The 19,779-nt window shown below is 23.5% G+C and carries 31 protein-coding genes, 1 tRNA gene and 2 pseudogenes; 9 read left to right on the plus strand and 25 right to left on the minus strand.

Going from position 1 to position 19,779, the window contains the following annotated elements:
- Positions 1-11: 11 nt before the first annotated feature.
- From X271_RS01860 to X271_RS01875, 4 genes are all read left to right on the plus strand, one after another.
- On the plus strand, positions 12-194 hold the full coding sequence (locus X271_RS01860) for a hypothetical protein (RefSeq protein WP_025208776.1): 183 nt from the start codon (positions 12-14) through the stop codon (positions 192-194).
- Between the two features lie 137 nt (positions 195-331).
- A complete protein-coding gene (locus X271_RS01865; RefSeq protein ID WP_025208777.1) occupies positions 332-1,408 on the plus strand; it encodes a nucleotidyltransferase-like protein in 1,077 nt (358 codons plus the stop codon).
- A complete protein-coding gene (locus X271_RS01870) occupies positions 1,408-2,019 on the plus strand; it encodes a hypothetical protein (RefSeq protein WP_025208778.1) in 612 nt (203 codons plus the stop codon). The genes X271_RS01865 and X271_RS01870 overlap by 1 nt, the downstream gene beginning before the upstream one ends.
- A gap of 46 nt (positions 2,020-2,065) precedes the next feature.
- Complete coding sequence (locus X271_RS01875; RefSeq protein ID WP_025208779.1) at positions 2,066-3,271, plus strand: putative manganese transporter; 1,206 nt, start codon at positions 2,066-2,068, stop codon at positions 3,269-3,271.
- On the opposite strand, the gene X271_RS01880 is transcribed toward X271_RS01875, so the two are convergent.
- Positions 3,272-3,931, minus strand: coding sequence for an MBL fold metallo-hydrolase (locus X271_RS01880; RefSeq protein WP_025208780.1), 660 nt, complete (start codon positions 3,929-3,931; stop codon positions 3,272-3,274).
- Positions 3,932-4,033: 102 nt separating this feature from the next.
- On the opposite strand from X271_RS01880, the gene X271_RS01885 reads away from it, so the two are divergent.
- Together X271_RS01885 and X271_RS03360 are read left to right on the plus strand one after the other, a co-directional pair.
- Positions 4,034-4,465, plus strand: coding sequence for a hypothetical protein (locus X271_RS01885; RefSeq protein WP_025208781.1), 432 nt, complete (start codon positions 4,034-4,036; stop codon positions 4,463-4,465).
- A 200-nt stretch (positions 4,466-4,665) separates the two neighbouring features.
- Positions 4,666-4,788, plus strand: coding sequence for a hypothetical protein (locus X271_RS03360; protein ID WP_268744792.1), 123 nt, complete (start codon positions 4,666-4,668; stop codon positions 4,786-4,788).
- Positions 4,789-4,810: 22 nt separating this feature from the next.
- Here the strand turns inward: X271_RS03360 and X271_RS01890 are convergent, their stop codons facing one another.
- The 3 genes from X271_RS01890 to X271_RS01900 form a co-directional block, all read right to left on the minus strand.
- Positions 4,811-5,380 (minus strand): hypothetical protein, encoded by a 570-nt coding sequence (locus X271_RS01890; RefSeq protein ID WP_025208782.1) that lies wholly within the window; start codon positions 5,378-5,380, stop codon positions 4,811-4,813.
- Between the two features lie 14 nt (positions 5,381-5,394).
- Positions 5,395-5,964, minus strand: coding sequence for a hypothetical protein (locus tag X271_RS01895; protein ID WP_025208783.1), 570 nt, complete (start codon positions 5,962-5,964; stop codon positions 5,395-5,397).
- Positions 5,965-6,026: 62 nt separating this feature from the next.
- Positions 6,027-6,109: transfer RNA gene (locus X271_RS01900), tRNA-Leu, on the minus strand.
- Positions 6,110-6,200: 91 nt separating this feature from the next.
- Here X271_RS01900 and X271_RS01905 point away from each other — a divergent pair.
- Entirely contained in the window at positions 6,201-6,941 is a 741-nt protein-coding gene (locus X271_RS01905) for an MIP/aquaporin family protein (RefSeq protein ID WP_025208784.1), read from the plus strand.
- A gap of 100 nt (positions 6,942-7,041) precedes the next feature.
- On the opposite strand, the gene X271_RS01910 is transcribed toward X271_RS01905, so the two are convergent.
- Positions 7,042-8,139, minus strand: coding sequence for a hypothetical protein (locus tag X271_RS01910; RefSeq protein WP_025208785.1), 1,098 nt, complete (start codon positions 8,137-8,139; stop codon positions 7,042-7,044).
- Between the two features lie 114 nt (positions 8,140-8,253).
- Between X271_RS01910 and X271_RS01915 the strand changes: the two genes are divergently transcribed.
- Positions 8,254-8,463: an MIP/aquaporin family protein gene (locus tag X271_RS01915; protein ID WP_025208786.1), complete on the plus strand. Its 210-nt coding sequence runs from the start codon at positions 8,254-8,256 to the stop codon at positions 8,461-8,463.
- Between the two features lie 265 nt (positions 8,464-8,728).
- On the plus strand, positions 8,729-9,121 hold the full coding sequence (locus tag X271_RS01920) for a type II toxin-antitoxin system PemK/MazF family toxin (RefSeq protein WP_025208787.1): 393 nt from the start codon (positions 8,729-8,731) through the stop codon (positions 9,119-9,121).
- A gap of 938 nt (positions 9,122-10,059) precedes the next feature.
- Here the strand turns inward: X271_RS01920 and rplO are convergent.
- From rplO to rpsJ, 20 genes and pseudogenes are all read right to left on the minus strand, one after another.
- Positions 10,060-10,527, minus strand: coding sequence for a 50S ribosomal protein L15 (rplO, locus tag X271_RS01930; RefSeq protein WP_025208789.1), 468 nt, complete (start codon positions 10,525-10,527; stop codon positions 10,060-10,062).
- Positions 10,514-11,293, minus strand: a complete 780-nt coding sequence (gene rpsE / locus X271_RS03440) for a 30S ribosomal protein S5 (protein ID WP_128571645.1) — start codon at positions 11,291-11,293, stop codon at positions 10,514-10,516. The genes rplO and rpsE overlap by 14 nt, the downstream gene beginning before the upstream one ends.
- Positions 11,294-11,308: 15 nt before the next feature.
- On the minus strand, positions 11,309-11,659 hold the full coding sequence (gene rplR, locus X271_RS01940; protein WP_025208791.1) for a 50S ribosomal protein L18: 351 nt from the start codon (positions 11,657-11,659) through the stop codon (positions 11,309-11,311).
- A 20-nt stretch (positions 11,660-11,679) separates the two neighbouring features.
- Positions 11,680-12,219 carry a 50S ribosomal protein L6 gene (rplF, locus tag X271_RS01945; protein WP_025208792.1) on the minus strand — a complete coding sequence of 180 codons (540 nt, stop codon included), beginning with the start codon at positions 12,217-12,219 and terminating at the stop codon, positions 11,680-11,682.
- Between the two features lie 10 nt (positions 12,220-12,229).
- The gene (gene rpsH, locus X271_RS01950; RefSeq protein ID WP_025208793.1) at positions 12,230-12,625 is read right to left on the minus strand and encodes a 30S ribosomal protein S8; all 396 of its coding nucleotides are present in this window, start codon (positions 12,623-12,625) and stop codon (positions 12,230-12,232) included.
- Between the two features lie 23 nt (positions 12,626-12,648).
- The gene (locus tag X271_RS01955; RefSeq protein ID WP_025208794.1) at positions 12,649-12,834 is read right to left on the minus strand and encodes a type Z 30S ribosomal protein S14; all 186 of its coding nucleotides are present in this window, start codon (positions 12,832-12,834) and stop codon (positions 12,649-12,651) included.
- Positions 12,835-12,847: 13 nt separating this feature from the next.
- Complete coding sequence (rplE, locus tag X271_RS01960) at positions 12,848-13,405, minus strand: 50S ribosomal protein L5 (protein ID WP_038462431.1); 558 nt, start codon at positions 13,403-13,405, stop codon at positions 12,848-12,850.
- A gap of 1 nt (position 13,406) precedes the next feature.
- Positions 13,407-13,730: a 50S ribosomal protein L24 gene (rplX, locus tag X271_RS01965; protein WP_025208796.1), complete on the minus strand. Its 324-nt coding sequence runs from the start codon at positions 13,728-13,730 to the stop codon at positions 13,407-13,409.
- 9 nt (positions 13,731-13,739) lie between these two features.
- Positions 13,740-14,108, minus strand: coding sequence for a 50S ribosomal protein L14 (gene rplN / locus X271_RS01970; RefSeq protein WP_025208797.1), 369 nt, complete (start codon positions 14,106-14,108; stop codon positions 13,740-13,742).
- A 2-nt stretch (positions 14,109-14,110) separates the two neighbouring features.
- Positions 14,111-14,371: a 30S ribosomal protein S17 gene (gene rpsQ, locus X271_RS01975; protein ID WP_038462260.1), complete on the minus strand. Its 261-nt coding sequence runs from the start codon at positions 14,369-14,371 to the stop codon at positions 14,111-14,113.
- Entirely contained in the window at positions 14,371-14,679 is a 309-nt protein-coding gene (gene rpmC, locus X271_RS03365; RefSeq protein WP_025208799.1) for a 50S ribosomal protein L29, read from the minus strand. The genes rpsQ and rpmC overlap by 1 nt, the downstream gene beginning before the upstream one ends.
- Positions 14,672-15,097 carry a 50S ribosomal protein L16 gene (gene rplP, locus X271_RS01985; RefSeq protein WP_025208800.1) on the minus strand — a complete coding sequence of 142 codons (426 nt, stop codon included), beginning with the start codon at positions 15,095-15,097 and terminating at the stop codon, positions 14,672-14,674. Before rplP ends, rpmC begins: the two co-directional genes overlap by 8 nt.
- 119 nt (positions 15,098-15,216) lie before the next feature.
- Positions 15,217-15,882 (minus strand): annotated as a pseudogene (gene rpsC / locus X271_RS01990) (30S ribosomal protein S3); the annotation flags it as partial.
- Positions 15,883-15,931: 49 nt separating this feature from the next.
- Positions 15,932-16,261 (minus strand): annotated as a pseudogene (gene rplV / locus X271_RS01995) (50S ribosomal protein L22); the annotation flags it as partial.
- A gap of 12 nt (positions 16,262-16,273) precedes the next feature.
- On the minus strand, positions 16,274-16,549 hold the full coding sequence (gene rpsS, locus X271_RS02000) for a 30S ribosomal protein S19 (RefSeq protein WP_025208803.1): 276 nt from the start codon (positions 16,547-16,549) through the stop codon (positions 16,274-16,276).
- Between the two features lie 6 nt (positions 16,550-16,555).
- Positions 16,556-17,404 (minus strand): 50S ribosomal protein L2, encoded by an 849-nt coding sequence (rplB, locus tag X271_RS02005; protein ID WP_038462263.1) that lies wholly within the window; start codon positions 17,402-17,404, stop codon positions 16,556-16,558.
- Positions 17,405-17,417: 13 nt separating this feature from the next.
- Entirely contained in the window at positions 17,418-17,810 is a 393-nt protein-coding gene (gene rplW, locus X271_RS02010; RefSeq protein WP_128571647.1) for a 50S ribosomal protein L23, read from the minus strand.
- On the minus strand, positions 17,797-18,450 hold the full coding sequence (gene rplD, locus X271_RS02015; RefSeq protein WP_025208806.1) for a 50S ribosomal protein L4: 654 nt from the start codon (positions 18,448-18,450) through the stop codon (positions 17,797-17,799). Before rplD ends, rplW begins: the two co-directional genes overlap by 14 nt.
- The gene (gene rplC / locus X271_RS03445; protein WP_025208807.1) at positions 18,450-19,391 is read right to left on the minus strand and encodes a 50S ribosomal protein L3; all 942 of its coding nucleotides are present in this window, start codon (positions 19,389-19,391) and stop codon (positions 18,450-18,452) included. Before rplC ends, rplD begins: the two co-directional genes overlap by 1 nt.
- A gap of 10 nt (positions 19,392-19,401) precedes the next feature.
- Positions 19,402-19,716 carry a 30S ribosomal protein S10 gene (rpsJ, locus tag X271_RS02025; RefSeq protein WP_038462266.1) on the minus strand — a complete coding sequence of 105 codons (315 nt, stop codon included), beginning with the start codon at positions 19,714-19,716 and terminating at the stop codon, positions 19,402-19,404.
- Positions 19,717-19,779 lie beyond the last annotated feature (63 nt).

A 19,779-nucleotide genomic window follows, 5' to 3' on the forward strand; every position in this document is an offset into this window, starting at 1 on the left:
ACGGAGAAAATATGGCACAAATAGCTATAGCTAAAGGAAGAAATAGAGATGCTTTAGCAAGAGAAGTATTAGACATTATAAATAGAATTGGCCAAGATAAAATTATTTCAGTAATGTTAGATGAAACAGGTAGACTTGCTAACCGTGGTGGTTTAATTTCTCAATCAAAAGCATATATCTTTTATAAAGATTAAAAGAAAAATAAGAATAAAATAATATTTAAAAATAGTGATTTTTATAATCGCTATTTTTTTATAATTAATCTTGATTAAACATTATATTAATTTAATATAATTAGTAAATTTTACTATAAAGATTTAAAGGAGAAAAAATGATAAATTTAAGTTGATCAAATGAATCGCAAAATCAAAATGCAAAAAATATAAAAGATAAAATTTATGAAATTTTAAAAAATGAAGAAATTACAATAAATTTTAATAGTGAAAGAAAATATAATTATAAACTTCATATTTATTTGCAAGGTTCATATAAAAAAAATATAGATTTAAAAGATAGCGATATAGATATTTTAGTTACTGTTGCAAGATTACCACATCCAAATGACTTAGAATTTAATGATTTTTTAGAAAATAAAAAATGACAAGAAAATTATAAAGTTGGATTTGCTGATGGAAATTTTGAAATATGAGGAAATTCAACTTCATCTTATGAAATTTTGAAAAATTTAGGAAATAGATCTATATATGGAAAAACAATAGAAACCGGAAAACAAGAAGTAACTAATATATTAATTAAATTAAAAAATGAAATAAGAAAAATTTTAAAAAAATCAAATGAATTTAATATTATTGAAAATACTGAAAAAAGAAAAAGAAAAGGATTAAGAATAAAATTAAATAACGAAGAATTTGATATTATTCCATCAATAATATATTTTAATGTTAATAAAGATAATAATTTAAAAGGTATTGGTATTACAATATATGATCAAACAAAAGGAAAAAGAATAACTAACTATCCTACTTATGATTGAGAAAATACAAATTTAAAACATAAAAATACAGATCAAAAATATAAAAAAATAATAAGAATAATAAAAGGGTATGTTCGTAATTATAATATTGATATTAAAGGATTTGCAATTGAACAATTTTTATATAATGTTCCTAATAATATTTTTATAAAAAACTACGAATTAATAGAAACATTGTATGATGTTTTAAGTTGAATTTATACTAATATAAATTTATTAAATGCAAATAATTTTAAATGTACAAATGAAATCAAAGAAAAATGTAATGAAGATTATAAAAAAATTGAAATTTCAAAACAAAAATTTAAAAATTTAGTAAATTTAATGATGGAAGATTTTAGAAAATTAAAATTTAAAAATATAAGTGATCAAAATATAAATATAATAAAAAATAAATTTAATAGTCTAATTTAATGTTAGAATCAAAATTTATAAATAAATTAACTAAATTAATAATTTTTATTAATTTTATTTCAATTATAATTTCAATATTTTCTTTTATATTTAAAAATAATTCTTTATCAGTTTTTGCAATTGCTTTAAGTATATTTACTATTCTAGCTGATTTATTTTTATATTTTTATATTAAAAAAATAATAATTCATCATAATTTAAAAAAATATGGATTTGAAAAAAACAAAATACATAAATTTATTTTAGAAAGTACATATATAAAATCTGAAGATAAAGAGTTATTAGAAAACAAAATTCAAATTAATGGATTTTTTTATTTTTCCTGAAAAAAGAAAAACTTACAAATTAATTTATTTTTTTTTAATGAAAAAAATAATAAAATTTCAAAATCAACAAATATTCAATTACTTGAAAGAAATACATACGATTTTAGAGAAAAAAATAAAAAATTAATTATTTATGAATATAAAAATAACGGAAAAGGAAATAACGGATATGATCATCTAGGAATAGCTTATTTTAATTTAAATAAAAAAGAAATAAGTTATTATAATAAATATCCAAAATTAAGCAAAGGAATCATATATTTTAATAAAGATAATTTAAATTAATAAGTTTATAATTTTATTTCTTTTATAATTTTATTAATTTTTAAATATGGAATCATTAGGAAATGTATTACTTGATACAAGTGGGGAAATTCTTTATTTTATTTTTGGATGATTATTTTTAGCAATCATAGTTTTTCAATTTTTGAATTACTTTTTCGAAGATAAATGAGAAATAATGATCCAAGAAAAAAATAAAAGCGATGTCTTAATTGGAGGTATATTTGGATTTATCCCCGGTTGTGGAGGAACAATTTTTTTAATCAATCTTTTTAAAGAAGAAAAGATTGGATTAGGAACTTTAATTGCAGCTTTTATTACAACAATTGGTGAAGTATCATTTATATTAATTGTAATTGATCCTTTACTTTTAATTTATATTTCAATCATAAGTTATATTTCTGCAATTATTGTAGGTTATTTTGTTAAATATTTAAAAATTCAAGAAAAATATAGTCTTTATGCAACAGCAGAAACAAAAAAGAAAAAATTACATAATCATCAAAAAGAATCAAAAAAAGCATTAGAAATATTTGGTTTTTCTGATCATTTTATAATTCCAATATTTTTTACAATTTTATTTTTGTTTGTATTTCCTTTTACAATAATTGCTTCATTTATTCCTGAAGGTCCAGAAAATTTTCCTAATTACTTATCAGCTATTCAATGAACTTCGATTGTTATATTACCTTTAATTGTAATTTACTATCTTATAAGAACATATTTTATAAGAAGTGAACATGATGAAGATCATTCCCATGAAAATATCCACGATAAAGGAAAAGAAGGAATTAAACATCAGATAAATCATATTTCTTATAATTTAATTTTAATATTATCTTGAGTATCAATTACTTTATTAATTATCAATTTAATAGTATATGCGATTGTTTATTATTCAAATCTTTATCAAAATATTAATGATCTTCAAGATAATGTTGATCAATTTAAAAATGATTGATGATATTTAATTTTGCTTGTAATAATTGGAGCTTTAATTGGTCTTATTCCAACATGTGGTCCACAAATTGCTTTTACTCTTTTAATGATTGGTGAAATTGGCGGAAGTGAAGCAATTGCATTTGGGGGAATAAGTGCACTTATTGCAAATTCAATTTCACAAGATGGACATGCCGGAATTGTTTATTTTACATTTGATAAAAAAGGATATGGAATTGTAAAATTAATTGAAATTATAAGTGCAGTAATTTTTGGATTAATCTTTATTCCATTAGATAAATATACTAATTTATAATTAATTTAATGTTTCTTTTAATTCTAAATTAGTATTTAAATCAATATTTTTTATTTTAAATTGACTATTATAATGTCCGGGATAAATAACATAATTATTTTTTTTACATAAATCATAAAGAAATCTTATTGATTCAAAAAATCTATCAAGATCAGTACCAATTTCTTTTCTATGCATTCCAATACTTTTTAAAAAGATTGTATCACCAATAAAAATATCTTTTTTATTAAAAAGATAAAATGTAGATCCTTTTGTATGTCCTCCAAAAGGAATTATTTTAATATCAATTCCTAATAGTTTTAATTCTTGTTCTTCATTTCCCAAAAAAGTAATAATATTTTTTTGTTTTTTGTCTAATTGTCAATTTAAATTAGATAATGCTGATCTATTTATATTTGCATCAAAAAGACCTTCTTGGTCTTTTTGATTAATATAAATTACTGGATTAAATTTTTCAATAATTTTTTCTAATCCCATAAGATGATCTAAATGATTATGAGTTAATAATACATATTTTATTTTAATATTATTATTTATACAATAATTAATTATTTTATCTTCTGATGTAGCGGTATCAATCAAGATTGCTTCTTTATTATCTTTGATATATAGATATGAGTTTGTAAAATTAAAGTTTTTGTTTTGAAATTTTTTGATCATAATTTTTTTCTTTATATTATTTAAAAAATAAATACAATAACATTATAAGAAAAAACAATTTTTTATTCTAATATATAAATATAATAAAAACAATGAAAAATTATGAACGAAAAATACGAAATTTTAACTATAAAATTTGGAAATTTTTTAACACTTTGTTTTACTGTTTCTTTCAAAAAATTAAAAGATAATACTTATGTTTTAAAAAACGAAAAAATGAATTATGAGTATTATTCAGAAGAAAAAGATGAAAACATAGCAAAAAAAGATTTTGCAGAAGCGATTTTAACATTTTTAGTATCTGGTATAAAAGAAAGAAAAATTTTTAAATGATTAGAAAATTGAGGATTTAAACAAAAAATAAATGACAAAGAAGCATTTAATTCAGCTTGAAAAGATATAAAAGAAAAAATGAATGAACAAAAAAGTAATTTTAAAAAATATAATAATTTTTCTGTAAATAATGAAGGATTACTTTCTAAAGATAGTTTAAATAATTTACAAAATAATCAAATGAATTTTAATTGAGGATAATAATGGGAGCAAATATTTCTGCAGACGATCTCAGATTATAATTATTAAAAAATAATTGAAAATATACAGGTAAAACAAAACATGAACATTGAATTTATGAAATAGAAAAATGTAAAATTAATTCTCCATTAAGTATAAATTTTAATGTTAAAAAAGGTTCCGGAATTAAAGATTACACATTAAAACAAATAAGTAATATAATGAAAATTAGTAAAAATGAATTAATAAATTCAATTAGAGAAAATAAAAGATATACGGAAGAAGAATTAATAAATTTTTTATTTTCAAAAAGTGATCTTTTAGATTTATATATTTCAAAATAAAATTAAATATATAAATATGCTTTTACATGCAAACTTTATAAATATATTTATATATTTTATTATATTTTTCATCTTGAATACTTATTAATGAAAAAGCTTCTGTAAATAAAGCAATATTTAATAATAAAAGAATAAAAAGAATTTCTTTTTTTTCAGTAATTTTTTTTTGAATTATTTTATGTTTTAACGCATAATCATTAAATTTTAAATTTTTACTAACATAAAAATCATCGATTATTCTCTCGTGATTTTTAAATTGTTCAAAAATTAATTTATGATCGAATTTTAATCTTTTAATTTTTTTTACAGAATCTATATATCTTCTTTTTGTAATTGGTGATTTAAAATATGTAATTAATTTTAAATCTGCTTTTGAATTTATTAATTTTTCTTTATCTAAAATTCCATCAATAAATAAATAAAAATTTTTTAAAATATTTTCCGCAGTTGTTTTTCTTAAATTAATATTTAAATCTTTTCGATATTTAAAATCTCAGATTGTATAAAAAATACCAATAAAAGCCATTATTGTAGTAAGAATACTAAGTGTTACCAAAAAAGTTCCACTAATTCAAGCAGCAAAACTATCCATAAATTTCCCTTAAATTACATACAGATTTTATAAATATATTTATATAATTTATCATATTTTGCATTTTTTATTTTAACAATTGGTAAAGTTTCTGTAAATATAGCAACATTCAATAATAAAAGAACAAAAATTATCTCTCTTTTATTTGTAATTTTTTCTTCAATAATATTATTTCTTAAAGCATAATCATTGAATTTTAAATTTTTTCTAATATAAAAATCATCTTCTACTTTTTTATAATCTTTAAATTGATTAAAAATTAATTTCTGATCAAAATTTAATTTTTTTATTTTTTTAATTGAATCTCGATATTTTCTTCTTGTAATTGGAATTTTAAAATTAGTAAGTAACTTAAAATAAGCATCAGATTTAATCATTTCTTGATCATTATCCAAATTCTTCATAAATAAAGAAAAATTTTCAATTATTTCCTCATGTGTTTTTTTTCTTAAATCTATATTGGTATCTTTTTTATATTTAAATCCTCAAATTGAAAAAAAAACTCCAACAAAAATCATGATCGAAGATAAAGTACTATAAAATACAAGAAAAACCCCGCCAATCCAAGCTAAAGCACTATCCATAAAATAACCCCATTAAAATTACCATTTTAAAAACTTCAAAATAAAGTTAAAAACTTTTAAAATGGTGCCCGAAGTGGGACTTGAACCCACACAGCAAAGCTAAAGGGTTTTGAATCCTTCGTGTCTACCATTCCACCATTCGGGCAATTATTAGTAAATACAAATTAAAAACAAATACATTATAATATAAATTATAAATTTTTCTTTTTATATTTTCTAGTTAGGGGCTTAAAATAATGGTTTGATGAGGGATTGCCCTATCTGAATTTTTTGGAACTTTTTTTCTTATTCTTTTAGGATTAGGGATTAATGCCGATTCAACTTTAAAAGGGACTTACATCAAAAATAATAATTGATTATTAGGAAGTTTTGGTTGAGCTTTTGCATATTTTATCGGTGGATCTATCGCCTATTATTCTGGAGGAAATATAAATCCAATAATTTCACTTTCAGTTTGACTTACTGATCAAATAACATTTGTTCAGTTTCTTGATTATATTTTCTTTCAAATTTTAGGAGCTTTTTTTGCAATTGTCATTATAAATTTTCTTTATTTAGATCAACTTAAAAAAACAGATGATCAAGAAAGAATTGCAAATGTTTTTTATACTATACCAGCAATAAAAGATTATAAATTTAATTTTTTAACAGAAATAATTGCTAGTTTTGTTTTAGTTACTGCTTTTTTAAGTTCTGTTTGATATGGATTTAATTTTTTTGAACCATTATTCATGGCTCTTGTTGTATTTGCAATTGCTCTATCTCTAGGAGGTCTTACTGGATATGCAATAAATCCAACAAGAGATCTTATTCCAAGAATTTACCATAGTTTATTTAAAATTCCAAATAAAGGAAAAACTAACTGAAGTTATAGTTGAGTTCCTACAATTGGACCAATTATAGGTTCATTATTATCTACAGGACTTATTTGAATAATAATAGAAATTATCGGAGAAGGAAACCCATTTAATAATTAAAAAATAAAAAAATCAGTCTATATTATTTTAAAATATGTGATAATAATTTTGAAGCACATTTAGTTGTGTGGAAAAAACAAAGAATTTTATTGAAGCACATTTAGTTGTGTGAATTTAAAAAATAACTTTTGTTTTCAAATGAAGCAATCATATTATTTGGTTGCTTCATTTTTTTATTTTTATTTTTGGATATTTTAAAATTAAAAAAATCCTTATAATGGTTTCTTAAAATTTTATTATGAGAAATTAAATTATTTTTTAAAAAAGCTATTTTCATTTTATAAAATACTTCAATTGTATAATCATTTTTTAAAAGATCATATTGTCCATAAAAATAATTTAATAGATCTTCAACACAATTTTTATCAATTAATAAATCATTTAAATGAGAAATTTTATTTCTATATTGATTAGTTATTTGTAGTCTTGATATAAAATATTCTCATATTTTATTATTTATTTCTTTATCTGAACATAAAGGATATCTTTTTTTAAAAAAAATCATTCTTTCATCAACTTTTAATTTATTTATAAAATTCCTTTTTATTAATTCATCTATATTTAAATAATTATTATTTCATAAATATTTTAATATTAATATTTTTTCGGCAAAATATAATTTATTAATAATTTTTGAATTTTTTAAAAAAATATTTTTTTCTTCTTTAATATCAATATTTTTTTCTTGAATAGATAATATTTTATTTTTTAATGAATTTTTAAATTTCATTTCAAAAATATTTAAATATTTGATAATTAATTTACTGTTAATTAAATAATTTATATTTTTTTCAAAGGAAAAAATATAAGTATAAATTATAGCTAAAATTTTATCATTTAAAACATCCAAAGAATCAATTAATTTTTTAATTTCTACTTCAAAATTTTTTATTTTTTTTGATTTATTTTTTTCTAGAATATCATTTATATAATTAGGAAAATTTTTATAAATTCCTACAATTTTTATTGGAGATATATAACCAGATTTAACAATTAGCAAAAAATAATAAATTTGAAAAAATTCTAATTTTTTCTTAAAATTATCTATTTTAATATTTTTATAATTTTTATTTAAAATACTATAATTTAGATTATATTTTTCTGAATATAAAATGTTAATTATTTCTGAATTTGATTTATTAAAAAAATTTTGATATTCTTTATTAAAATTAAATTTATTTTTTTCTTTTTTATTCATATTAAAATTATTATAAATATAAATAAAAAATGATAATAAAATTTAAATTTTATTATAGTTATTGCTTTTTTAAATTCTATTTGATATTAATTTGATTTTTTTACATAATTATTTATGATTTTTTTATTTTTCATTGCTTTATCATTAGGAAGATTTATTGAATATGAAATAAATTCAACAAGAGATCTTATTCCAAGAATTTATAATAGTTTATTTAAAATTCCAAATAAAGGAAAAACTAACTGAAGTTATAGTTTTGTTCCTACAATTGGTCCAATTATAGGTTCTTTATTATCTACAGGACTTATTTGAATAATAATATAAATTATTAGGAAAGGAAATCCATTTAATAATTAATATTAAAAAGAATATTTTAAAATTTTTAATATTAATTCAAAATATGAGAATTTATAATTAATTTTGATATACTAAATTTAGTTAATTGTTAATTAACTCTACCGATGAAAGATTAGTCTATAATTGTTTAATCTGAAATTGGATAGGAGCCCTATTGAGGGCTTTATTTGTTTTTTATCAAATTAAATGGAGTTTTGGGGAAATAATATTATTAATATGGGTGAAAATAAATATGTATCACATAAAAATCTGAAAATTTGATCAATTTATTGATTTAAAAGATCTTGATTATCAGAAAAAAAATCAAAATAAAGGAGATTATAGACCTTGTGTCGTTTTAACTAAAAGAGAAAATCAATTAGTATTAATACCTTTTTCTACATCTAAAACAAATCCTAAATGAAATATTGAATATAATTCTGCTACTAGAAATAAACCTTCAAATATTCAAATAGATAGATTTAGAATTTTAGATCCAAAGTCTATAGTTATCGAATCAAAAAACTGTACTCCAGTAGATAATGTAAAATTTAAAAATCAAAATGCAAAAATATCTTCTAAAAAAATTAAAAAAGAAATAATAAATAAATATAACGAAAGATTAAATTATTTAAATTTAAAATAAAAAGCACACCCTCTAAGTGATGTGCTGTCGTATTTTCTAAGCTCAATCTCAGAGAGATCTAGATACGATTGCTAAATTAACGAGCTCATATAAAATTATGATGAACACGGGAATATTTTTTCCTATAAAAATTATAAATAAATATTTAAATTATGCTTTATTTTTTCCTAAATAAAGTAACAAGATATATTTTATCATCATTCAAACTATATGAAAATATAAAATTATATTGAATATTTTTTGAAAATTGATTAATTCTAAATATATCTTTAAGAATTATTCTTTTTTGCTTATTTAGTTTCTTAATATAATTTTCTATCTGAAAATTATTATTTCTATTCAATAAAATTTTTTGAATTTTTTTGTATATTAAATAATACTAATTTCTCATTATAATCTTTATTTAATTTATCCATTTTATATTTTCTATAAAAAGATTTATTTAATATTGTCATATGACAATAAATAAATTTCAAATCTTTTATTTTTAATTTTTCATCAATTAAAGAAATTGCTTTATAATTAAGATCTCAAATTATTTATTGTATATAATTAATTTATATGTTAGCATTAATAATTTGTTTTCTAGTTTTAATAAATAAAAAAATTCAAGGATGAAAACAAGCAATAATAATTTCTTTATCTTTTGTTATTTGTAAAATTCTTTTTACTCTTGTTTTTATTTTTCCTCTTTTATTATTTGTAATACTATTTTTTGGTAAAACAATTTTTAATTAAAAATAATGAGAATTTTTAAATTAAAGTTAATAAACTAGTAATGTAGCATATATAGTTATGTGAACGGGTACAAATATATTAAACGATCCATATTTAGTTATATTTAATTTAATAATTAATTTGTATTGACAAGAATAAATAAGTAGTATTTAAATAAAAAATACCAAGAGTCTTCTCTTGGTATTTTTCTTTTATTGATCTTAATTTTTTTTATTATCACTATTATTAGTTTCTTCTTTTTGATTATTTATAATAGTTACTTTTCCACCTGCATCTTCAATTGCTTGCTTTGCAGAATTTGAAAATTTATGAGCTTTTACTTTGTAAGCTTTAATTAATTTTCCTTCTCCTAGTATTTTAAGATAACCATAATTTGCTTTAATTACATTTGCTTCAATTAGTGTTTCTGGTGTTATTTTATCACCTTTTACTCTTACAAATTTATCAAGATTAACTACTGTATATTCAATATGATTGATATTTTTAAATCCTCGTTTAGGAATTCTTTTATAAAGAGGATTTTGTCCTCCTTCAAATCCGATTTTTTTCGAATATCCAGCACGAGATTTTTGTCCATTTTCTCCACGACCAGCAGTTTTATCGCCTCGTCCGACTCTTTTTTGCTTTTTTCTAGATCCAGGAGTTGATTTCATATTATTTAGTTCCATCTTGTTGCTCCTTTTTATCTTCGTGTTCTGTTTTTTGTTCTCTTCGATAATTATTATTATTTATTTTTTTATTAGGAAAACGACTTTTAATTTCGACTTTTTCGTGTAATTTTTCAATCTCTTCTTTTGTTCTTAGATTTTTAAGTCCATCCAAAGTTGCTAAAATTACATTTTGTGGATTATTTGTTCCCAAATTTTTTGAATAAATATTTCTAATTCCTGCTAATTCAACAACTGAACGAACAACATCAGAAGCAACAATTCCTCTTCCTTCACTTGCTGGTTTTAATAAAACTCTAGCAGCTCCATGATGTCCAATTATTTCATGTGAAATTGTATCTTCTTTTCCAACAATTTTTATTTTTGTTAGATTTTTGCGTGCGAGTCTAGATGCTTTTTTGATAGCTTCAGGAACTTCAATATGTTTTGCAATTGCAAAACCAACGTTACCTTCGCGATCACCGACAACAACAAGAGCAGAAAATTTAAATCTTCTTCCTCCTTTTGTTACTTTGATAACTCTTTTAATATTGATAATTCGTTCTTCAAAATTATCTTTTTTACGATTATTTAAATTTTTGTTTATGCCTGGTCTTAAAAAAGGATTAAAATTTTCTGGTAAAAAATCGTCAGCAACTTTTACTTGTTTTTTAGAATTTTTATCAGCTGAAGTTTCTTTATTTCCACTCTTTATATCTTTATTAGTATCAGATATTTCTTTTTGCTCATTTTTTTCTTGCTTGTTTATTTCTTTTGCTTGATCCATTTTATCTTCCTATATTTAAATTTTAATATTTTCCTTACGAACACCATCAGCTAATGCTTTTATTTTTCCATGATAAATATAACCGTTACGATCAAAAACAATTCTTTCAATTTTTAAATCTTTTGCTTTTTTTGCAATATCTTGACCAACTTTAAAAGCATTTTCAATATTATTTGCATCTAACTTTAAAATAATTGTAGATGAAGAAGCTAATGTTTTTCCAGAAAGATCATCGATAAGTTGAGCTGAAATATTTTTATTTGATTTATAAACACTCAAACGGGGAATTTTATCTGTTCCAAAGATTTTCTTACGAACGCGTAATTTACGTTTATTTCTTGATTCGATTTTTTTGTTTTTTGCCATCTTATAAATTCTCCCTTATTTTATTTAGAGCTTGATTTTCCAGCTTTACGAATAATAACTTCATTTTTGTATCTAATTCCTTTTCCCCCATAAGGTTCAGGTTTTTTAAGTAAACGAATTTTAGCTGCGAATTGTCCTACTTTTTCTTTATTAATACCAGAAATTTTTAATTGTGTTGGTTTTGGAACTTCTACTTTAATTTCATTAGGAATAATTAAATTTATCTTATGGGAATATCCAAGTGAAAAAATTAAAGCATTATTTTGTAATAAAACATTATATCCAACACCGACAATTTCTAATTCTTTTGTAAAACCTTTTGTTACTCCATCAATCATTCCTTTTATTAAAGAAGCATAAGTTCCGTGCAACATCTTTGTTTTCTTGTTTTCATTTGTTCTTTCTAAACTAATTTTATTATCTGATCTTAAAATCTTAATTGAATTTAAAAAAGTTCTTTCTAAAGTTCCAAGTGGACCTTTTACAGTCATCTTTTCGCCATCAAAATCGATCGTTACGTTTTCAGGAATAATTATTTTTTGGTTTCCAATTCTTGACATATCTTACTCCTTATCAAACATAAGCCATGATTTCGCCACCAAGTTTGGCTTTTTTGGCATGATCTGAAGTCATTATTCCTTTTGAAGTTGAAATAATTGCAATTCCGTATCCATTTAAGACTTCTGGTAATTTATCAGCTTCTTTATAAACTCTTAGCCCTGGTTTTGAGATTCTTTTAAGGCCGTTTATAACACGTGTTGTTCCTTTGTATTTTAGATAGATTTTAAAGTTTTTTTCACTTACTTTATCACCAATAATTTTATAATCTAAAATATATCCTTCATCCAAAAGGATTTTTATTATTTGTTCTTTTAGTTTTGAATAAGGTACCAAAACAAATTTATGTCTGCGCATATTTGCGTTTCTTATTCGTGTAAGTAAATCTGCAATAGGATCATTTATCATTTTATACTCCTTCTAATTTCTCATTATCATGAAGACTTTTTAACACCAGGAATTTCACCATTAGCTGCCATCTCACGAAAACATATTCTGCAAACACCATATTTACTCATATATCCATGTGTTCTACCACAAACTTTGCATCTATTTTTTTCTCTTGTTTTAAATTTTGCATTTTTTTGTTGTTTTGCTATTTGTGCTTTTCTTGCCATATTTTAGGACTCCTTAATTATTTTTTGCAAAAGGCATTTTCAATTTTTGCAGTAATAAAAAGGCTTTTTGATCATCTGTAGTTGAAGTTACGATTGTAATATCCATACCTTTCATTGATCTTACTTTATCAAGTTCAATTTCAGGGAAGATGATAATCTCATTTACACCTAATGTGTAATTTCCTCTTCCATCAAATGAAGTTGGTTTTAAACCACGAAAGTCTCTAATTCTTGGTAATGCAAAATTTATTAATTTATCTAAAAAATCATACATTTTTTCTTTTCGAAGGGTAATTTTAACACCAATAGGCATTCCTTCTCTAATTTTAAAAGAAGCATTTGATTTTTTAGCATAAGTAATAATTGGTACTTGTCCTGTAATTATTGCTAATTCTTTTTTAGCATCATTTACAATAGACTTATCATTTACAGCTTTTCCAAGACCCATATTAATTACAATCTTTTCAAGATGAGGAACAGCCATTACTGTTTTTAAATTTAATTCTTTTTTTAATTCATTACGAATTCTTGCGTGATATTCTTGCTGTAAAAAACTTTTTTCTCTTGCCATTTTAGATCTCATCTCCTGTTTTTTTTGCAATTCTTTTCTTTACTTTTTTGCCACGAACATCAACATATTTATATCCAATCTTAGTAGTCTTTTGTTCTTTTTTAGATCCAATATCATACATTACATTAGAAGCATCAATTGCTGCTTCTCTTTTAAAAATTCCACCTTCTTGATCTTTTTGTGAAGGTTTTACATGAAAAGTTCTTACATTTACATCTTCCACAATTATTTTATTTTCTTTATGTAATACCTCTTTAATAACTCCTGTTTTACCTTTATCTTTTCCGGAAATTACAACAACACGATCACCTTTTTTTAATTTCATCATAACCTCCTAAAGTACCTCTTGTCCAAGTGAAATTATTTTTTGATAACCTTTTTCTCTAAGCTCTCTTGCAATTGGGCCAAAAATTCTTGTTCCTCTTGGTTCTTTATTATCTTTAATTAGAACTGCTGCGTTATCATCAAATCTTAAATATTCTCCGGTTTGTCTTTTGACTCCGTGCTTTGTTCTTACAATTACAGCTTTTACAACTTGACCTTTTTTAATTTGTCCATTTGGTTGAGCTTTTTTTACAGTAGCAACAACAACATCACCAACTGAAGAAAATTTTTTTAATGATCCACCTAGATTACGAATTACTAATAATTCTTTTGCTCCACTATTATCAGCAACTTTTAATCTTGTTTCTGTTTGAATCATTTTTATTTACCATCCTTTGTTTCAAGAATTTTTACCAAACGGAAATACTTTGTTTTTGAATAAGGTTTTGTTTCCATAATTTGAACTTTATCACCAAGTTTTGCAGTTTGATCTTGATCATGAACATGAAATTTCTTTGAATATTTATATCTTTTTCCATAAAGTTTATGAGCACGATAAGTATCAACTCTTACAGTAATAGTTTTATCCATTGCAGTAGAAACAACAATTCCTTGATAATTTTTTCTTCGATTTGTTCGCATTATTTAGTTTCTCCTTTTTCTTCGATTTTTGTTTTCTTTATATTTTTATCTTGGACGTTTTTCTTACTATTTGTGTTTTCTTTTTTGCTAGGAACTTTTTTGTCTTCGATTTTAATATTATGTTTTCTTTCGTTTAAAATTGTAAAAACTTTTGCAATATCTTTTTTTGTTAATTTTAGAAGATGAGTTTCATTTAATTGTCCAGTTGCATTTTCAAATCTTAAAGCAAGTAATTTTCCTTTAAGTTCAGATACTAATTTTAATAATTCTTGATCACTTTTTTTTCTTAGTTCTTCAGTCTTATACATTTTCTAACTCCTCTCCTTTTTTTACAATTTTACATTTTACAGGAAGTTTATGCATTCCTAATCTTAAAGCTTCTAATGCTTGTTCTTCGCTTACTTCATCTAATTCAAAAAGAATCATTCCGCGTTTTACTACAGCAGCATAATGATCTACACTACCTTTTCCTTTTCCCATTCTTACTTCTAATGGTTTTTTAGTAATTGGTAATTGGGGAAAGATTCTTATTCAAACTTTTCCATTTCTTTTAAGATATCTTGTAATTGCAATCCTTGCTGCTTCAATCTGTCTTTCGGTAATATAATTTCCTTCAATAGATTGTAATCCATATTTACCAAAAGAGATTTTAGTTCCTCGTTTTGCACGACCTTCATAGGAAGGCTTATGTGGTTTACGATATTTTTGCTTTTTGGGAGTTAACATTATTTATCTCCTTTATCTACTGCTTTAAAATCTTCTTTTGGATTACTATTCTCAAATCTTCTTTTTCTAAATTCCGGATTTAAATTACGCTCTTTTTTTGGATCTCTTAATTCTTTATCTTTACGATTTTTAAGAATTTCTCCTCTTGAGATTCAAACTTTTACTCCTAAAATTCCATATGTTGTTTTTGCTTTTGTTTTTGCAAAATCAATATCATATCTTAAAGTTTGTAAAGGAACCTGACCTTCTAAATAACCTTCAGTACGAGCCATATCAACACCATTTAGACGTCCAGAAACTTGTGTTTTAATTCCTTTTGCTCCATTTCGCATTACTCTACGAATTACTCTTTTTTGTGCAATTCTAAAAGGAACACGATTTTCAAGTTGACTTGCAATTTCATTTGCAATAATTGTTGCATCTAAATCTGGTTTTTTAATTTCTTTTACATCTAAAATAACTTTAATTTGTTGAGTTCTTTTTAATTTTTTATCACGTAACAATTTAATAATATCAAGTTGAATTTTTTTAATATTAGAGCCTTCTTGTCCAAGAACCATCCCTGGTTTTGAAGTATTAATTGTAATTCTTACTTCTTTTTCTGTACGGTCAATTTCAACTACAGATAGAGATCATTTTTTAAAATATTTTTCAAAGTAATTTCTAATCATACGATCTTGAACAACTCATTCAGTTCATTGTTTATTATCTTTTGCAAAATATCTTGATTTTCACTCTCGTACAATTCCTAAACGCATTCCGTTCGGATTAGCTTTTTGTCCCATTTGTGATCTCCTTACTTTTTTTTGTTATCTTTTTTTCCTTTTTATTAAAATCATCAGATAAAACAATCTCAAGATGTGAAGTTCTTTTTAATTTTTGATCAACACGTCCTTTTGCTCTTGGGCGATAACGTTTGATTGTTGGACCTTCATTTGCAACAGCTTTAATAATCACTAAATCTTCATTCAACATTCCATGATTTTCTGTTGCATTTGCAACAGCAGCATTTAAGACCTTTTTAAGTAAAGATGCTGCTTTTTTATTTGAAGTATCTAAAATTGAAAAAGCTTGATCTACAGTTTTATATCTTATAAGTTCACAAACAAGATTTGCTTTTTGTGATGAAATTCGAATATTCTTTGCTAATGCCTTTGCTTCCATCTTTCTTATTTCCTATCTTTTTTTCTTTTTATCTTCACCATGTCCACCAAATTTACGTGTGGGAGCAAATTCACCTAATTTATGTCCTACCATATCTTCAATAATATAAACATTAATGAATTCTTTTCCATTATGAACTTGGAATGTTAATCCAACAAAATTTGGAAAAATTGTTGATCTTCTTGATCAAGTTTTAATAGGTTTTTTAGATTTTTCTGCAATTGCTTTTTCAACTTTTTTTGCAAGGTGATCATCGATAAATGGTCCTTTTTTTAATGAACGGCTCATAATCTCTTATTTTTTACCCTTTCTAGTTCTTATTATGTATTTATTTGATTGTTTATCTTTTTTACGTGTTTTTACACCCAATGCTTTTTTACCTCATGGTGTCATCGGTGCTTTTCTTCCGATTGGAGATTTTCCTTCTCCTCCTCCATGGGGGTGATCATTTGGATTCATTACAGAACCACGAACAGTAGGTCTTATTCCTTTATGGCGATTACGTCCTGCTTTTCCAATTCTTTCTAGATTATGACCTGAATTTGAAACAGTTCCAATTGTAGCACGATTTTTTGCAAGAATTTTACGCATTTCTCCTGATGCTAATCTTACAATTACATATCTTTCAGTTTCATCTTTTCCAAGAACCTGTGCCCTTGAACCAGCTGAACGAACAAGTTCAGCCCCTTTTCCTGGTTTAAGTTCAATATTATGAACAAATGTACCTTCAGGAATATTTTCTAACGGAAGAGAATTTCCAATTGTAATTTCAACATCTTTTCCCGAAATAACTTTGTCACCAACTTTAATATTTTCTGGAGCAATAATATATCTTTTTTCTCCATCGATATAATTTATAAGAGCAATAAATGATGTTCGGTTGGGATCATATTCAATTGAAGCAACTTTACCATAAATACCATCTTTATTTCTTTTGAAATCAATAATTCGATATTTTTGTTTTACCCCTCCACCTTTATGTCTTACAGTAATTTTACCTTCACTATTTCTTCCAGCTTTATTTACTTTTTTTACAGTAAGTGATTTTTCTGGTTTTGTATTTGTAATTACCTTTTTATAGTCAATAACAGAAGAATTACGACGTCCGGGAGAAGTGGGTTTATATTTTTTAATTTCTGACATATTAATCACCTAATTATTTGATATTCTTCTCAGCTTCTTTCATTAATTTTTCAGTATCAATAATTTTTAAACCTTTTTTATTATCTTTTTTTGCTTTTTCTACACCTTCAGAACCATAAATTGGAATTATTCCATCACTTAAAATTACATAAGCTTTTTTAAAACCTTTTTTAAAACCTTCATATTTTCCCATTTTTTTAGGTTTTCTTTTTACTTTTGTAATATTTACTTTTTTAACTTTTGCATTTGATCTTGCAAAAATATATTCAACTGCTCTTTTTACATCTTCGCGTGTTGCATCAGGGTGAACTTCTAACACATATGTATTATTATCAGCTGTAAGCTTTGAATTTTTTTCTGTAATTAATGGTTTAATAATCACATCATTTATATTAATTTTTTTCATTCATAAGTCCTTTCTCAACTGATTTTATTGCTTCTTTAGTAAGTAAAACTTTTTTTGCTTTTAAAAGTTTATCAAGCATTACTTTAGTATTTAAATTAATTGAAATATTTTTAATATTTCTTCCTGAAAGATAAGCATTTTTTTGTTCATTTTTTGTAATAGAAGGAAGAACAAGTAAAATTTTTTTGCTTTCTAAATCAAGATTTTTAAGCATAATTTTAAAATCTTTAGTAGAAGGAGTTTTAAAATCAAGATTATCAACTACAATAATCTTATCTTCTTTTAAAAGTTGTGATCAACCTGATCTTAAAGCTAATATTTTTACTTTTTTATTAATTTTAAGATCATAATTTTTTTCTGATTTAGGACCAAATACGATTCCTCCACCTCTTCATTGTGGTGAACGAATTGAACCTTGTCTAGCACGTCCAGTTCCTTTTTGTTTTCAAGGTTTTCTTCCTCCTCCTGAAACTTCAGAACGAGTTTTTGTGCTATGTGTCCCTTGTCTAAGTGAGGCACGCTCAGAAAGAATTAAATCATACATTGCTTGTTCGTGAGGAATAATATTGAAAACTTGATCATTAAGCTCAATTGTTTCAACTTTTTTGCCAAGAACATTTAAAACATTTATAGTTGCCATTATTTTTTCTCCTCACTTTTTGCTTTTTCACTTCTTAATTTTATTAGTTCTTCAATTTTATTAATTTCAATCTTTAATTCTTGATTAGACATTTTAAGAGCTTTAGCTTTATTAATTTTTAATTCTTCTGCTCTTTTTAATAATTCTTGATGTTCTTTTAAATCATTTTCGTGTTTTATTTTTGCTTGCGCAATTTCTTGATTCATCTGCTCAATTGTCATTGTAGAAGTTAATTTAGCACCAAATTTTTTACCTTCTTCAAATAAATTATTTTTAATCTGAACTTCTTTTACATCAACAAGTTTAATTACATTATTTACTTTTCCTGTATTTTTAATTGCTTCTCTTATTACAACAAAAGATTTATTTGGACCAGGAATTGATCCTCTAATTAAAAGTGCATTTAATTTTTCATCAAAAGCTACAATTTCTAAATTTTGCATTGTAACTTTTTGATGTCCCATATGACCAGGCATCTTTTTGCTTCTTTTTACAGTTCCTCTAATATCACCAGAAGAACCTGCAACACGATGTGATTTTGAACCATGAGTCATCGGTCCTCTAGATTGATTATGTCTTTTAATAGTCCCTTGAAATCCCTTACCTTTAGAAATTCCAGTAACATCAACTAAAGTACCATTTAAAAAAATATTGCCTTTTATTAGATCTCCACGCTCAAATCCATCCATATCTCTAATTTCATGAATGAAATATTTTGGATTAGTATTCGCCTTTTTGGCTTCACCAATCATTGGCTTGATTGATTTATTAACTTTTCTATCTTCAAGTCCTAATTTGAGAGCTTTATATCCATCATTTGCTAATGTTTTTACTTGTAATACAACATTAGGCTTTATCTCAACAACAGTAACAGGAATTGCTCTTCCTTCTTCAGAAAAAACAGTTGTCATTCCTGCTTTACGGCCTAAAATACCTTTCATCTTAAACCTCTTAATTGATTTTAATTTCTATTGAAACACCAGTTGGTAATTCAATTCGATTTAATTTTTCAATTGTTTCTGCTGTTGATTTTTTGATTCCTATTAAACGTTTGTGCGTTCTTAATTCAAATTGTTCACGTGAATCTTTATTAACATGAACAGATCTAAGTACAGTAAATACTTCTCTTCTTGTTGGCAAAGGAACAGGTCCATATACTTCTGCTCCTGAATCTTTTGCAATTTTAATGATTTTTTTTGCAGAAATATCTATTAATTTTGCATCATAAGATTTTAGTTTAATTTTGATTGCCTTATTTTTCTCCATATAAGGTTCATACTCCTTGATTTTTTTAAAATTCTTGATTATTTTTATTATTTTTTCTTTATG

It is taken from the genome of Candidatus Hepatoplasma crinochetorum Av (genome assembly GCF_000582535.1).
In the GTDB taxonomy this organism is placed as follows: Bacteria; Bacillota_I; Bacilli_A; order Mycoplasmatales; family Hepatoplasmataceae; genus Hepatoplasma; species Hepatoplasma crinochetorum.